Annotated in this window: 10 protein-coding genes; 1 reads left to right on the forward strand and 9 read right to left on the reverse strand. The window is 72.9% G+C overall.

Annotation, left to right across the window (positions count from 1 at the left end):
* The first annotated feature begins 85 nt into the window (after positions 1 to 85).
* Positions 86 to 1,546 carry an MFS transporter gene (locus AB0M92_RS21005; RefSeq protein ID WP_366103748.1) on the forward strand — a complete coding sequence of 487 codons (1,461 nt, stop codon included), beginning with the start codon at positions 86 to 88 and terminating at the stop codon, positions 1,544 to 1,546.
* Between the two features lie 191 nt (positions 1,547 to 1,737).
* On the opposite strand, the gene AB0M92_RS21010 is transcribed toward AB0M92_RS21005, so the two are convergent.
* From AB0M92_RS21010 to AB0M92_RS21050, 9 genes are all read right to left on the reverse strand, one after another.
* Positions 1,738 to 2,949 carry an FAD-dependent oxidoreductase gene (locus AB0M92_RS21010; protein WP_366103749.1) on the reverse strand — a complete coding sequence of 404 codons (1,212 nt, stop codon included), beginning with the start codon at positions 2,947 to 2,949 and terminating at the stop codon, positions 1,738 to 1,740.
* 38 nt (positions 2,950 to 2,987) lie between these two features.
* Positions 2,988 to 4,436 carry an FAD-dependent oxidoreductase gene (locus AB0M92_RS21015; RefSeq protein ID WP_366103750.1) on the reverse strand — a complete coding sequence of 483 codons (1,449 nt, stop codon included), beginning with the start codon at positions 4,434 to 4,436 and terminating at the stop codon, positions 2,988 to 2,990.
* Positions 4,433 to 6,670 (reverse strand): molybdopterin oxidoreductase family protein, encoded by a 2,238-nt coding sequence (locus AB0M92_RS21020; protein ID WP_366103751.1) that lies wholly within the window; start codon positions 6,668 to 6,670, stop codon positions 4,433 to 4,435. The genes AB0M92_RS21015 and AB0M92_RS21020 overlap by 4 nt, the downstream gene beginning before the upstream one ends.
* Complete coding sequence (locus AB0M92_RS21025; protein ID WP_366103752.1) at positions 6,663 to 8,069, reverse strand: nitrate/nitrite transporter; 1,407 nt, start codon at positions 8,067 to 8,069, stop codon at positions 6,663 to 6,665. The genes AB0M92_RS21020 and AB0M92_RS21025 overlap by 8 nt, the downstream gene beginning before the upstream one ends.
* 23 nt (positions 8,070 to 8,092) lie before the next feature.
* The gene (gene pcaB / locus AB0M92_RS21030) at positions 8,093 to 9,523 is read right to left on the reverse strand and encodes a 3-carboxy-cis,cis-muconate cycloisomerase (protein ID WP_366103753.1); all 1,431 of its coding nucleotides are present in this window, start codon (positions 9,521 to 9,523) and stop codon (positions 8,093 to 8,095) included.
* Positions 9,520 to 11,508: an FAD/NAD(P)-binding protein gene (locus tag AB0M92_RS21035; RefSeq protein WP_366103755.1), complete on the reverse strand. Its 1,989-nt coding sequence runs from the start codon at positions 11,506 to 11,508 to the stop codon at positions 9,520 to 9,522. The genes pcaB and AB0M92_RS21035 overlap by 4 nt, the downstream gene beginning before the upstream one ends.
* 41 nt (positions 11,509 to 11,549) lie before the next feature.
* Entirely contained in the window at positions 11,550 to 13,172 is a 1,623-nt protein-coding gene (locus AB0M92_RS21040; protein ID WP_366103756.1) for an AMP-binding protein, read from the reverse strand.
* 97 nt (positions 13,173 to 13,269) lie between these two features.
* Positions 13,270 to 13,812, reverse strand: a complete 543-nt coding sequence (locus tag AB0M92_RS21045) for an SRPBCC family protein (protein ID WP_366103757.1) — start codon at positions 13,810 to 13,812, stop codon at positions 13,270 to 13,272.
* Positions 13,813 to 13,974: 162 nt separating this feature from the next.
* Complete coding sequence (locus tag AB0M92_RS21050) at positions 13,975 to 14,955, reverse strand: NADPH:quinone reductase (RefSeq protein ID WP_366103758.1); 981 nt, start codon at positions 14,953 to 14,955, stop codon at positions 13,975 to 13,977.
* Between the last annotated feature and the right edge of the window lie 145 nt (positions 14,956 to 15,100).

The following is a 15,100-nucleotide window of genomic DNA, read 5'->3' on the forward strand; positions in this document are numbered from 1 at the left end:
CACCGGACTCCACCGCACTGCACCGCATCGCACCGCACCAGGTACGACCCATCGACCCCCGACCCGACCCCGGGAGCTGTACACCATGTCAACCACCCAGAACCAGGACGGCCGGCGCAAGCACCTCGGCCTCACCCTGGCGCTGCTCGCCTTCGCCCAGCTGATCATCTCCATCGACTACAACATCGTCTACGTGGCCCTGCCCGACATCGGCAGCGGACTCGGCTTCTCCGCCCAGACCCTGCAGTGGGTCGTCAGCGCCTACGCCGTCGCCTTCGGCGGGTTCCTGCTCCTCGGCGGCCGTGCCTGCGACCTGTTCGGCCCGCGCCGCATGTTCGTCCTGGGCCTCGCCCTCTACGCCGGCTCCTCCCTGCTCGGCGGCCTCGCCGGCAGCCCCGAGGTGCTCATCGCCGCCCGCGCGATCCAGGGCATCGGCGGCGCCTTCCTCTTCCCGGCGACCCTGACCCTGGTCTCCACCAGCTTCGCGGAGGGCAAGGAGCGCAACCGCGCCTTCGCCGTCTGGGGCACCGCCGGCGGCAGCGGCATGATCGTCGGCTCCCTGCTCGGCGGCGTGCTCACCCAGTCCCTCGGCTGGGAGTCGGTCTTCTACGTCAACGTGCCGCTGGCCGGCATCGCCGCCCTGCTCGCCTTCCCGCTGATCAAGCCGGACGCCGCCCGCAACGCCGGCCGCAGCTTCGACCTGCTGGGCGCCCTGACCTCCACGGTCGGCATCACCGCGATCGTCTTCGCCCTGGTCCAGGGTCCCGAGTCCGGCTGGGCCTCCAGCGAGGTCCTCAGCGCCCTCGCCGTCGGCGTGGTCCTGCTCATCGCCTTCTTCGTCATCGAGAAGAAGTCCGCGGACCCGCTGCTGCCGCTGTCGCTCTTCAAGAACCGCAACCTCACCACCGCGGTGGGCGTGACCTTCTTCTACATGGCCACCTTCGGCACCCTGCTGTACTTCCTCACCGTCTACTTCCAGGGCGTCCACGGCTACAGCCCGCTGGAGACCGGTGTCGCCTTCCTCGTCCCGATGGTCGCCATCGCCATCGGCGCCCAGACGGCCGGTGGCCTCGCCACCAAGCACGGCATCCGCGCCATCATGGTCGGAGCCATGGTCATCGGTGTCATCGGCACCGCGATCGTCGGCATCACCATGGCCACGGACGCCTCGTACTGGGCCCTCGTCCCCGGCCTGATCATCATGGGCCTCGGCCAGGGCGCCGGCTACACCCTGATGTTCGGTGCCGCCGCCATCGGCGTCGCCCCCGAGGAGCAGGGCATCGCCTCCGGTGTCGCCTCCACCACCCAGCAGATCGGTGGCGCCGTCGGCCTCGCCGTCCTGGTCGCCATCGCCAACTCCGGCCTGGAGGGCCAGACGGGTGAGGCGCTGCGCTCCGCCACCACCGACGGCATCCAGAAGGCGGTCTTCATCGCCGCGGTCGGCATCGTCATCACCGGCCTGATCGCCCTGGGCCTGAAGAAGCCCGAGCAGAAGGCGCAGACCGCGCCCGCCGCCGAGCGCGAGTCACAGACCGCCGGCGTCTGATCCGGCAGCACGACACGCACCGCACGGCGAAAGCCCCTACCCCGCCGGGTAGGGGCTTTCGCCGTGGCCCGTGCGCGCGGGGCGGGGGAAGCGGGGAAGCGGGGAAGCGGGGAAGCGGTACGGAACGCAAAGGCCGCCGGGGGGTGTCCCGGAGTCGGGACACCCCCCGGCGGCGCGGGGCGGGAAGCGGATCAGACGGAGGCGAGCAGGGCCTCCGCGGAGTCGGGCAGTTCGCGGCCCAGCAGGGACCGCAGCCGCGGATAGGCCGCCGCGTCGCCGGCGAGGATCCCGCCGAGGAGGCTGTCGCCCTCCGAGTCCAGGACGAGCTTGGCGTACACCTCCCCGCCCGCCGACTCCCGCACGAACTCCAGCGCGCCCGGGGTCTGCGCGTGGGCGTCGCCGAAGGAGGCGACGTCCACGCCCATCAGCTTGAGCTTCGTGGACATGTCGGCCCCCGGGAAGCGGGCCGGGCCCTCTCCCAGCAGCTGGGAGGCGACGGCCTCCGCCATCCGGTAGCCGGGGGCCACCAGGCCGTAGCAGCGGCCCTCGACGGCCGCGCACTCTCCGATGGCCCAGACGTACGGGTCCTCGGTGCGGCAGTGGTCGTCGACGAGGAAGCCGCCGCGCTCGCCGCGCGGCAGCTCCGCGGGACCGGCCAGGGAGTCCTGGGGCCGCACCCCGGCCGAGAAGACCACGAGGCCCGTCTCGATGGACGTGCCGTCCGCGAAGACCAGGCGGGCCACGCGGCCGTCGTCGCCCGCCTCGATCCGGCTCGTCGCCACGCCCAGGTGGGTGGTGACGCCGAGCCCGGTGACGAGCCGGTCCAGGACCCGGCCGCCGCCCTCGTCGATCTGGACGGGCATGAGCCGCGGGGCCATCTCCACCACGTGCGGGGAAAGTCCCAGCAGGCGCAGGCCGTTGGCGGCCTCCAGGCCGAGGAGGCCGCCGCCGATCACCACGCCGGTGGTGGTGCGGGTGGCGGTCTCACGGATGGCGTCGAGGTCGTCGAGGGTGCGGTAGACGCAGACGCCGGGCAGTTCGCGGCCGGGGACGGGCGGGACGAAGGGCACCGATCCGGTGGCCAGGACCAGTGCGTCGTAGGGGACGCGGCCGCCGTCCTCAAGGGTGACGACGCGGGCCCCGCGGTCAATGCCGACGGCCCTGGTGGAGGTGTGGAACTCCACCAGGGCGTCGTCGAACAGGGCCGGCTTCACGAGGCTCAGCTCGGCCGGGGTCTTGTCGTCGAGGGCGGACGACAGCCTGACCCGGTCGTAGGCGGGGTGTCTGTCCTCGCCGAGGACCACCACCCGCCAGGTTCCGTCCGGGTCGCGGGAGCGGAGCTCCTCGACGAGCCGGTGGCCGGTCATTCCGTGTCCGATGACGACGAGGGTTCGGGTGGTCATGCGGGATTCCTTTGCGGGGTGAGGGCCTCCGCGCCGGGTCAACTGCCGGTCGCGGCAGGCGTGGTGGAGGCCAGGACGGTGCAGATGGACTCCACCTGGCGGGCGCAGCCACCGCAGCCGGTGGTCGCTCGGGTGGCGCTCGCGAGCTCGGCGAGCCCCTGCGCCCCGGCGTGCCAGGCCCGGGTGAGGTCCTGATGGGTGACGTTGTTGCACAGGCAGATGACGGTCTCGGGCGTGATCTCCTCGGAGCCGGCCTTGGTCAGGCGCGGGGCCCGTCCCATGAGGAAGCTGAGCCGGTCGCGGGGGACGGGCGCGTCGTGGACGTACAGCTCGGTCGTGGTGGCGATGGCCCGGTCGAAGCCGAGCAGCACCCCGGCGGTGATGTGTTCGCCGGTCAGCTCCAGGCGCGCGTAGCGGCCGTTCGCCGGGTCGTTGAGGGTGATCGTCTCGTCGCAGGGGGCGGCGCCCGGCATGCCGAGGACCACCAGGCCGGGGCCGGCGATCCGGGGCCGCAGGACGCGGCGGGCGGGGGCCACGCCGCGGGCCCCGTGGGCCAGGTGGCGGGCCAGCGCCTCGGCCTGGGCCCAGCCGGAGGCCAGGGATCCGCCGCGGTTGCCGCGGTGCTCGGCGCAGTCGCCGATGGCGTGGATCAGCGGGTCGTCGGTGCGCATGCAGTCGTCGACGAGGATGCCGGTGCGCACGGCCAGTCCCGCGGTGCGGGCCAGGCCCGTCTCGGGCAGGACGCCGGTGCACAGCAGCAGGGTGTCGGCGGGCAGGGTGGCGCCGTCGGCGAGCGTGAGGGCGCCGGGGGCGTCGGCGGTGGCGGGGGTGTAGGCGGTGGCGGCGCTGCCGGCGACGAGCTCGACTCCGGCGGCGGTGAGCCGGTCGCTCACGAGGGCCCCCGCGGTCGCGTCGAGGAGGTGGTCCATCGGCCAGGGGCGGGGGTGGACGAGGGTGACGGGCCGGTTCTTGAGGGCGAGCGCGAAAGCGGCTTCGACGCCGAGGGATCCGGCCCCCAGGATGGTCACGGGGGTCCGGGCGGCCACGACGGCCGGGGCGGTGAGCCGGGTGCAGTCCGCGAGGGTGCGCAGGACGGCGACGCCGGCGGCCGGGCGCCCGTCGGGGGTGCGCAGGCCCGGCAGGTCGGGCAGGAGCGGGGTGGCGCCGGTGGCCAGGATCAGCCGGGCGTACGGGAAGACGTCCCCGTCCGCGGTGTGCACGCGGCGCCGGACCCGGTCGATGTGGACGGCGCAGACCCCGGTGCGGATCGTCGTGTCGCCGGGCGGCGGCGGCAGCTCCATGGCCTCGATCGGCAGGCTGCCGTCGAGGGCGGAGGTGAGCAGGGCCCGGTGGTAGGCGGGGGTGTCCTCGGCGCCGAGGACGGTGACGGGGTCCTCGCAGCCGAAGTGGCGCAGCCGGTCGAGGATCTGGTGGGCGGCGGGACCGTTGCCGATGACGAGGATCGGCGCGGTGGAGTACGTGGTCATGGGCGGGCGTCCTGGAGGAGTGCGGGGCCCTGGCCGGGGCCGGGCGCGGAGGCGAGCACGATGTCGACGGCGTCGTCCTCGAAGTCGTCCTCGATGCCGTCGCTCCCGGCGTCCGTCTCGGGGAATTCGAGCTCCGCCGGTTCGATGCGGACCGCGCACACCTTGAACTCGGGCATGCGGCTGCGCGGGTCGAGCGCGTCGTTGGTGATCAGGTTGGCCCGCCCGGCGCCCGGGAAGTGGAACGGCAGGAAGACCGTGTCGGCGCGCAGCGTCGGGTCCAGGCGGACCCGGGCGAGCGTGGTGCCGCGCGCGGAGCTGACCCGGGCGTGGCCGCCGTCGGTCAGTCCGGCCCGGGCGGCCGTGTCGGGGTGCACCTCGACGTGCACCTCGGGGGCGGCGGCGGCCAGCTGCGGCACCCGGCGGGTCTGCGCCCCGGACTGGTACTGGGCCAGGACCCGGCCGGTGGTGGCGTACAGGGGGTGCTCTGCGTGCGTCTCCTCGGCGGGCGGGCGGTGCTCCACCTCGGCGAAGCGGGCCCGGCCGTCGGGGTGGGCGAAGCGGTCGAGGAAGAGCCGGGGGGTGCCGGGGTGGGCGGCTTCGCCTTCGGGGGTCTGCGGGCAGGGCCAGTGCAGGGTCTCGCCCGCGTCGAGGCGGTCGTAGCTGATGCCCGAGTAGTCGGCGCCGCCGCCGCGCGAGGCGCGGCCCAACTCCTCGAAGACGGCCCGGGGTTCGACCGGGTAGCGCTCGGGGAGGTCGCCGAGGCGGGTGGCGAGGGCGTGCAGGACGGCGAGGTCGGAGCGGGCCCCGGGGGGCGGGTCGAGCAGCCGGCGCCGGCGCAGGATGCGGCCTTCGAGGTTGGTCATGGTGCCCTCCTCCTCGGCCCACTGGGTGACGGGCAGCACCACGTCGGCCATGCGCGCGGTCTCGGAGGGCACGAAGTCGGCGACGACGAGCAGGTCCAGGGAGGCCATGCGCTCGGCGACCCGGTCGGCGCGCGGGGCGGAGACCACCGGGTTGGCGCCGAAGACGAGCAGGGCGCGGGGGCCGGTGTCGGTGCCGAGGGCGCTGAGGAGTTCGTAGGCGCTGCGGCCGGGGCCCGGGATGACCTCGGGGTCGACGCCCCAGACGTCCGCCACGTGCGCGCGGGCCGCCGGGTCGGTGATCATCCGGTAGCCGGGCAGCTGGTCGGCCTTCTGGCCGTGCTCACGGCCGCCCTGGCCGTTGCCCTGGCCGGTGAGGCAGCCGTATCCGCTGCCCTCCCGGCCGGGCAGGCCCAGGGCGAGGGCGAGGTTGATGAAGGCGGCGACGGTGTCGGTGCCCTTGCTGTGCTGTTCGGCGCCGCGCCCGGTGAGGACGTACGCGCGCTGGGCGGCGGCGAGCATCCGCACGGCCTCGCGCATGTCGCTGACGGGTACGCCGGTGACCTTCTCGACGCGCTCGGGCCACCAGGAGGCGGCGCGCTTCCAGGCGGCTTCGAAGCCGTTGGTGCGCCGGTCGACGTAGGTCCGGTCGGCGTGGCCGTCGACGACGAGGATGTGCATCAGACCGAGGGCGAGGGCCAGGTCGGTGCCGGGGCGCGGCTGGAGGTGCAGGGCCGCGCGGGCGGCGGTGGGGGTGCGGCGCGGGTCGATGACGATCAGCTGGGCGGCGCTCAGGTGGCGCATCAGCGGGGGCATCGTCTCGCCGGGGTTGGCCCCGGCGAGCAGGATCACGTCGGCGGCGCCGAGGTCGGTGACGGGGAAGGGCAGTCCGCGGTCCAGGCCGAAGGCGGCGTTCCCGGCGGCGGCCGCCGAGGACATGCAGAAGCGGCCGTTGTAGTCGATCTGGCTGGTGCCGAGGGCGAGGCGGGCGAACTTGCCGAGCAGGTAGGCCTTTTCGTTGGTGAGTCCGCCGCCGCCGAACACGCCGACGGCGTCGGCGCCGTGTTCGGCGCGGATCCGGGCGAGGCCGGCGGCCACGGTGTCGAGGGCGGTGTCCCAGTCGGTGGGGCGCAGGGTCCCGCCGGCGTCGCGGACCATCGGGGTCCGGATCCGGTCGGGGGTGGTGAGCAGGGTGGGGGCCGTCCAGCCCTTCTGGCACAGGCCGCCGCTGTTGACGGGGAAGTCCGGGTCGGGCTGCACGTCGGCTCCGCCCGACCGGTCCTCGCGGCTCAGCAGGGTGCCGCATTGCAGGGCGCAGTACGGGCAGTGGGTCCGTACGGTCGCGGCGTCCTCGGGCGGTATCCGGTCAGACATGGACGTTCTCCGGGCGGGTGGCGGCTGCCACCGTCTGCTGCTCGCTCGCCGCCGGGGCGGCGGCGGCCGCACGCTCGCGGCGCACGTACACCGTGAAGACGACGGCGGCGCAGAGGGCGTAGTAGCCGAGGAAGGACAGGAAGGCGGGGGTGCCGTTGCTCGCGCCACCGCTGTAGGCGCCGCGGAAGGCGAGGTTGATGGCGACTCCGCCGAGCGCGCCGATGGCGCCGGAGATGCCGATGGCGGCGCCCGACAGCCGGCGGGCGGCGGCGAAGGCGCGGGTGGCGTCCTCGCCCCGGACGATGCGTGCCTCGGCCTGGCGGGTGAAGGCCGCGGGGATCAGCTTGTAGGTGGAGCCGTTGCCGATGCCGCTCAGGACGAACAGGGCGGTGAATCCGGTGATGAAGATCGTCAGGGAGTCGCGTGCGGAGGCGAGGAGCAGCACTCCGGTGCCGATGCCCATGCCGCCGAAGGTGAGCAGGGTGATGCGGGCGCCGCCGAAGCGGTCGGCGAGCCAGCCGCCGAAGGGGCGGGAGAAGGAGCCGAGCAGCGGGCCGAGGAAGGTGTACGAGGCCGCCTGGAGCGGGGTGGAGCCGAACTGGGTCTGCAGGACCAGGCCGAAGGCGAAGCCGTAGCCGATGAACGAGCCGAAGGTGCCGATGTAGAGGAGCGAGATCAGCCAGGTGTCGCGCTGGGCGAGGGCCTCGCGCTGGGCGCCCGGGTCGGTCCGTACGGTCGCGATGTTGTCCATCTTCAGTGCGCAGCAGAGGGAGACGAGCACGATCAGCGGCAGGTAGGTGGCGGCGATGTACGCCGGGTGGGTGTCGCCCGCGGTGGAGATGACGAGCAGGCCCAGCAGCTGCACGGCGGCGACGCCGAGGTTGCCGCCGCCGGCGTTGAGGCCCAGCGCCCAGCCCTGGTGGCGGCGCGGGAAGAAGGCGGTGATGTTGGTCATCGAGGAGGCGAAGTTGCCGCCGCCGACCCCGCCCAGGGCGCTGATCAGCAGGAACACCCACAGCGGGGTGCCGGGGCGCTGGATGAAGAACACGGTGAGCCCGGCGGGGATCAACAGGATCGCCGAGGCGAACACGGTCCAGTTGCGGCCGCCGAAGCGGGTGACGGCGTAGCTGTACGAGGGGCGCAGGAGGGCGCCGACGAGCGTGGGGGTGACGACGAGGAGGAACTTCTCGTCGGGCGCGAAGCCGAGTCCGATCGCGGGCGTCATGAAGAGCACCAGGACCGACCACATGCTCCAGACGGAGAAGCCGATGTGCTCGGAGACGACGGACAGGTAGAGGTTGCGCCGGGCGACGCGCTTGCCGCCCTGCTCCCAGAACTGCTCGTTCTCGGCGTCCCAGTCCTCGATCCAGCGCCCCTTGGCTGATCGCGTGGCACTCATGACCTGGTTTCTCCCTTTGTCTGTCAGACGGTTGATCCCGGTGGTGGGGACTGCGGTGCGTCGGCCAGTGCGCGGTCGACGAGTGCGCCGGCGGCGCCGCTGTACCCGGCCGGGTCGCAGAGCCGCGCGATGCGGTCCGCGCCGAGTCCGTGGCCGGGCATCGCGGTGAGTACGGCGGCCAGGGGCCGCCCGCTCGCGGCGGCGGCGGTCGAGGCCTCGGTCAGCAGCTGCTTGGCGGCGGCCTTGCCCAGGTGCGGGGCGAGGCGGGCCGCGATGCGCTCGGAGACCACCTGGCCGCCGGTGAGGTCGAGGTTCTCCCGCATCCGGCCGGGCCGGACCTCCAGCCCCTCGGCCAGTTCGACCGCGGTGTGGGCGGCTCCGCCGGCCAGGCGCAGGCATTCGCGCAGCAGTTGCCACTCGGCGTGCCAGACGCCGGCGGCCCGTTCGTCCTCGGTGACCAGGCACTGGGTCAGTCCGGCGGCGATCACCGGGACCTGGAGGGCCGCCGCGCGGATCAGGGTGGCGAGCACCGGGTTGCGCTTGTGCGGCATGGCCGAGGAGCTGCCGCGGCCGGCGGCGGTGGGTTCGGCGACCTCGCCCACCTCGGTCCGGGTCAGCGCCTGCACGTCGACCGCGATCTTGCCGAGGGCTCCGGCGGTGAAGGCCAGTGCGGCGGCGAGATCGGCGAGCGGGGTGCGCAGCGCGTGCCAGGGCAGCACGGGGCGGGCGAGTCCGGTCTCGGCGGCGAAGGCGTCGACGAGCCGGTCGAGGTAGGGGTGCTCGGTGTCGGCCGCCACGTCGGGGCGGTCGATGTCGGCGTATTCGAGGTAGCCGGCGAGGGTGCCGGCGGCCCCTCCGAGGGAGACCGGCAGGCCCTCGTCCAGGACGCGGGCCAGGCGGGCGTCGGCGTCGAGGACCAGGGCGCGCCAGCCGGCGGCCTTGAGTCCGAAGGTCGTGGGTACGGCGTGCAGGGCCAGGGTGCGGCCCGGCATCAGGGTGTCGCGGTGGGTGCCGGCGAGGCCCGCCAGGGCCTGCGCCGTCCGGGCGAGGTCCGCCCGGATCAGGCGCAGGGCCCTGGCGGCCACCAGCATGGCGCCGGTGTCGAAGATGTCCTGGCTGGTGGAGCCCCGGTGGACGAAGTCCGCGGCTTTCGGATCGATGCCGCGGACCTGCGCGGTGAGGGCCTGGACGAGGCCCACCACCGGGTTCGCGGTCTCCCGCGAGGCGAGCGCGAGGGCCCTCAGGTCGAAACGATCGGCCTGTGCCGCTTCGGTGATGGCGGCCGCGGCTTCCCCCGGGAGGGTGCCGAGGCTCGCCTGGGCCCGGGCCAGGGCGGCCTCGGCGTCGAGCATGGCCTGGAGCCATGCCCGGTCGCCGACGGCCGTCTCGACCTCGGTGCCGGCCCGCACCGGGGACAGCAGGCCGGCGTCCACGAGAGGACCCTCGCCGGTCATACGATCACGCCGGGCAGGGTGTCGTCGGCCGGCTGGTCGGCGACCGCGCGGATCCCGGCCGGCAGGCTCGCGACCGGCGGGAGGGCCAGGACGGCCCGGGCGATCGCGTCGGAGTCGCCGAGCGTCACCGAGTCCACGCCGGGCCGGATGCCGGCCGCCGTGACCCAGTGGACCGACTCGGTCGGCACCCCGTAGGCGAAGCGGCGCGCGTGGGCGGTGCCCCGCGCGTCGATGAGCCGGTACGGGCGCTCGGTGACCGCGAGGCCGCCGGTCTGGTAACCGCCCTGCTCGCCCGAGATGACGTACGGCTTCGCCTGGTCGGTGTCCAGCAGGTGCTGGAGCAGCGGGTCGGAGGTGCGCCGCAGGTCGGGCTCGGGCAGCCGGGACTCGATGAGCACCTGCGCCTTGATCTGCGGCCCCGGAACGGACGCGGACGCGGCCACGTACGTCTGGGTGTCGGTGTCGATGCGGACCTGGGTACCGGGTCCGGTGACGGTCAGGACCCCCGCCTCGATGAGGGCGATCATCTCCTCGATGCGGGTGGCCGGCGGGCCGATGGAGAGGAAGCCGTTGAGCGGGGTGTACCAGCCCTCCAGGTCGTCGCGGTGCGAGTCCCCGTCGAGGCCGCCGTGGTCGACGGCGAGCCGGACCTCGTTGCGCAGGTCGCGCAGGACGTCCAGGGCGGACTTGATCGGGCCGCTGAGGTTGCCCTGGCGGGCGGCGACGACATCGGCCGCCAGGTACTCCACCAGCCAGCTCTGGAAGTCGTCGCGGTCGGCGAACTCCCGGTCCCCGTAGGGGATGGAGAGCTTCTCCCAGCTCCAGTGCTGCTCTTCGGGGATGTCGTACTCGGCGAGCAGCCAGGCGCGGCCCTCGGCGTCTTCGGTCTCCAGGTAGCGCTCGGCGAACGCCTCGCGCTCCTCCGGCTGCCCGTTGGCGGCGAGCAGGGCGCCGTAGTAGACGCTCTCCACCTCCAGGGAGATGAAGGGCCACAGGTCTTCCTTGAAGGTGACCTTGCCGCCGTCCGCGGCGCGCTGGCGCAGCGCCCTCACGTAGTCCGGGGTCAGCAGCTTGGGGAAGTAGCGGCCGTACGCGCCCTTCTCGTTGTCGCCGCGGGCGTGGTACGGGATGCCGCGCCGGGAGAAGGCGTACAGCCGGGGCTCCTGGCCGGACGGGCGGTAGGTGAGCTTTCCGTCCTCGTCGCGGACGAAGGAGCCGCCGCGGCCGTGGCTGAACAGCGCCATGTAGTCGAAGAAGTTCAGCCCCAGGCCGCGGACGAGCACCGTCTGGCCGGGCTTGATCGCCGCGAGGTCCTTGTCGGCGGGGTTGCCCGGCGTCAGGTAGGTCAGGTAGTGGATGCGCGCCAGGGATGCGGTGCGCGCCTCGCGCGGGGTCAGCCGCGCGGGGACGTGACCCTGGGCCAGGATGATGGCGTCGAGGTCGTTGAGGCGGGTGCCGTCCTGAAGGCGCACGCCCTGCGGGCCGCCGGAGATGCCGAGGGTGTCGGCGAGGGCGACCGCGCGGGAGCGGTGGACGTGGACGCTGACGTGCTTGGGGGCGCCGACGATGACGCGCTGGAAGCACTCGCTGAGGTAGTTGCCGTAGAAGGCGCGGGTCGGGTAGGTGTCCGGGCCCATGGCCGCGGCCTCGGCGAGGGTGCCCTCGTCGTAGTCGCCGAACTGGCCCAGGACGGAGAGGGACTTGGCCCACTCGAACAGGGTCGGACCGGGCTCGATCGGGCCGTCGATCTTGCAGCTCTCGTCCGTGTAGACGGTGATCTGGCAGGCGACGGTGTTCATCAGCAGGTGGCGTGACTGGCCGGAGCGCCAGACCTGGCCGGCGCCGGGCGCGGCCGGGTCCACGACGTGGATGGCGACCGAGTCGTGAACGGGGTTCTCCCGCTCGTTGGCGACCAGTCGCTCGACGACGGACAGGCCGCGGGGGCCGGCGCCGACGACGGCTATCTCAACGGACGAGCTGCTCATGCGAATTCTCCGATGCTGTGGGGATGCGGGGTGGGATCCACTCAGGCGGCTTCGGCAGGGACCTCGGTGCCGGTCTTTGCGTCGGCGTCCGCCTCGGCCCCGGCTTCCGCCCCGCCCGCGACCAGTCGGGCGAGTTCGAGGCGCTTGATCTTGGTGGTGGAGGTCTGCGGGACGTCCTCCAGACGCCACTGGACCGGCGCGGCGAGCTTCGGCAGGCCGATGACCGCGGACTTCCACGCGATCAGGTCGAGCGGCTTGTCGTCGCGGGTGCAGACGACCGGGACCGGGACCCCGTCGGGGCCGGGGATGATGATGACCTCGATCAGCTCGTGCAGCCGGGTGAAGAGCTTGTCCTCGATCTCCAGGGTCGAGCCGATGCCCGGGATCTCGTCGACCTCGCGGTCGAGCAGGTGCAGGCAGCCCCACTTGGTGCGGTAGCCGAGGTCGCCCATCCGCCACCAGCCGTCGTTGACCTGCTTCTCCCAGCGCTCGTGCTCGGAGTGGTAGGTGATGATGCGGCCGTCGGACTTGATCTCGATGAAGCCCGGGTTGTCCTTGGTGACGGGGTTGCCGTCACGGCTGACGACGCGGACGCCGGTCATGCCGGGGAACGGGGAGCCGACGCAGCGGCCGTCGAAGTCGGCGCCGCCCTTGCGGGTGTAGGTGCGCGCCGCGATCGGGCCGACCTCGCTCTGGCCGTAGGCCTGGGCGAAGAGCGCGTTCTTCCGCTTGCTCGCCTTGAGCAGGATGCTGACCGTGCGCGGGTGGATGGCGTCGAAGGTCGAGCTGAAGTACTTGACGTTCGCGAGGGGCCCGCGGGGGTCCTCGGCCAGCTCCTCCCAGCGCAGGAACGTGTTGGGGTGGGCCTCGATGAAGCCGGGCGGCACCTGGGAGAAGATGTCGCCGACGGTCTCCGGGTCGTCCTCCTTGAGGACGATCAGGGTGTGGCCCTGGAGGATCGAGATCGGCATGGCCGTGAACATCCGGGAGTGGACGAACGACACGTGGACCGCGACCGGTTCGCGCTTGGGCACGGCCGAGAAGACCGTCGCCTGCGGGCGGTAGCGGGCCTCGAAGGTGTGGCCGGTGTGGACGGCGAGCTTCGGGGTGCCCGTGGTGCCCGAGGTGTGCGTGATCAGGGTGGGGTGCTCCGGCGGCATCGGGATCGCCTGGACGCGGGGGACGCCCGCGAGGGAGGCCAGTTCGACGGTCCTCTCGTAGGACCCCGAGGTCAGCAGCACGCCGGCCGTGATGTCGAAGATCTCGGCCGGCAGGTTGGTGTCGAGCTTTTCCTGGTCGGTGATCAGGAAGGGCTGGTCGATGCGGCGCACCAGCGTCGCGACCGTCTCGCCGTCCAGCTTCGGGGACAGCAGGGCCGGGATCGCGCCGATGCGGGCGATCGCGCAGGCCAGCAGCGAGATGTCGAAGCCGTCGGCCTTGTGGACGACGACGTGGTGGTTGGGCCGTACGCCGACCGACCACAGCCGTGAGGCGAAGTCGTCGACCAGGTCCGCGAGTTCGGTGAAGGTGGGGCGGCGCCCGAGCTGCGGGGCGATGTCCAGGTCGTGGTCCATGACCACGAGGCCCGCGGGGGTGCGGGCGGCCGCTCGGTCGAAGAGCGTACCCAGCCGGATGCCCTTGTTTCCTATGCGCTGGAGAAGCATGGCCTCGTTCTCTCAAGAGTGTCTTCGATGACGTACGGGGAGTGGGCCGGCACCGGGAGGGAAGCCGGTGCCGGCGTCCGGGTGCGGCAACGCGGGCTCAGCGGCCTTCGACGACGTCGCGGATGCGGGCGAGGGTGGCGTCGAGGTCCCCGACGAGCTTCTCGGTCCAGTCGGTGATGAACTGCTTGCGCTGGACCTCGTCCAGGTCGGCGACGATCTTGTGGATGCCGGCCGTGGCCTTGCCCATGCGGAAGTGGTGCACGAGGACCGAGCCCTCCTGGGCGGGCTCGATGTCGAAGCCCCAGACGGACTCCTGGTCCTCCTGGGCGTGGGTCAGCATCATCCAGCGGAAGGTGCGACCGGGCTCGGCAGCCGTGACGCGGGCCTCGGTGTACCAGGTGCCGCGCACCAGCGGGGCCCAGCCGACGACGTCCTCGGCGCGCAGGTTCTCGCCGCGGAAAACCGCGCCGACGGTTGAAGGTTCACCGGAAATCCACTCGCCGCCCATGCATTCCGGGCTCCACTCGGCGCTCCGGGTCAGGTCGCTGACGACGTCGTAGATCTCCTGCGCGGTGGCCGCGACGGGAATGTCCGCGCGGACCTCGAAAAGCGGGGTCGAGTCGATGATGGAGTTCGTCATGGCCGAAATACTGCTGCTCTGCGAATCTCCACTCAAGGCTCTTATCGCAGGTCCATCAGGTCTTTTACCCGTGTATTGCACAAGGAAAATAAAGGCATGCCGGAGCGGCGCCGCGATAATGATCCCGCGGCGCCGCTCGCAGTTATTCCGCAGATGTGTACGTCAGGAACGGGCGCGCAGCACCAGCTTTCCCGTCACCTTGCCCTCGTCCAGCAGGCGGTGCGCCTCGGCCGCCGCCGACAGCGGCAGCACCTCGGTGCCGCGCGGGCGCAGCAGCCCCGCCGCCGTCAGCTTGTTCACGTGGGCCGCGGCGGCCGCCAGCCGGCCCGCGGTGGCGTGCGAGATCGCGAAGCCGCGCACCGAACAGTCCTTGAGGTACAGCGGTCCCACGGGCAGCACGGGACGGGTGCGCATGCCCGAGAGCAGCACGATGCGGCCACGGCTCGCCAGCAGGTCGACCGCGGTCTCCAGGTCGTTGCGGGCCGAGGTGTCCACGTGGATGTCCACCCCGTCCGGGCTGAGCCCGCGGACCCTGGCCGGCACGTCGGGGTCGTTGTAGTCGATGACCTCGGCTGCGCCGAGCCCCCGTACGTAGTCGAAGTCGCGCGGCGAGGACGTGGCGATCACCCGGGCTCCGGCGTGCGCGGCCATCGTGACCAGCGCGCTGCCCACGTTGCCGGCGGCGCCCAGCACCAGCACGGTGTCGCCGGCGGCGATGCCGCCCTGGTCGAAGAGGGCGAGGTAGGCCGTGACGGCGGGGTGCGCGAGGGCCACCGCGTCGACCGGGTCCACCCCCTCGGGCAGCGGGTAGAGCCGCTCGGCCGGGACGACGGCCTGCTCGGCGGCGGCGCCCTGGCGGCCGTCGTGCCCGAGGCTGTTGCACCAGACCCGGTCGCCGGGCGCGAAGCGGTGGGCGACCGCGGCGCCGGCGGACAGCACGGTCCCGACGAGGTCCCGGCCGATCACGAAGGGGAAGTCGAGGGGGGTGCTCCAGGCACCCGAGCGGACGAAGGTGTCGACGTGGTTGACGGAGACGACGTCGACCTCGACGAGCACGTCGGACGGCCCCGGCCGCGGAGCGGGCAGCTCACCGAAGCGGATGAGCTCTGCGGGACCCAACTGTTCGATATAGGCGGCATGCATGGTTCGGATTCTGTTCGCAGCGGCCGCCACGGGAAACCCGCTGACACTTTTCAATCAGGTGCGACTTATCCATCGGGACGCGGCTCCGTCAGGTGCGCCCGCCCCACCTGACGGAGTGACTATCGGCCAGTGGGTGCCGCACCAA

Source organism: Streptomyces sp. NPDC051582 (genome assembly GCF_040681715.1).
Taxonomy (GTDB): Bacteria; Actinomycetota; Actinomycetes; order Streptomycetales; family Streptomycetaceae; genus Streptomyces.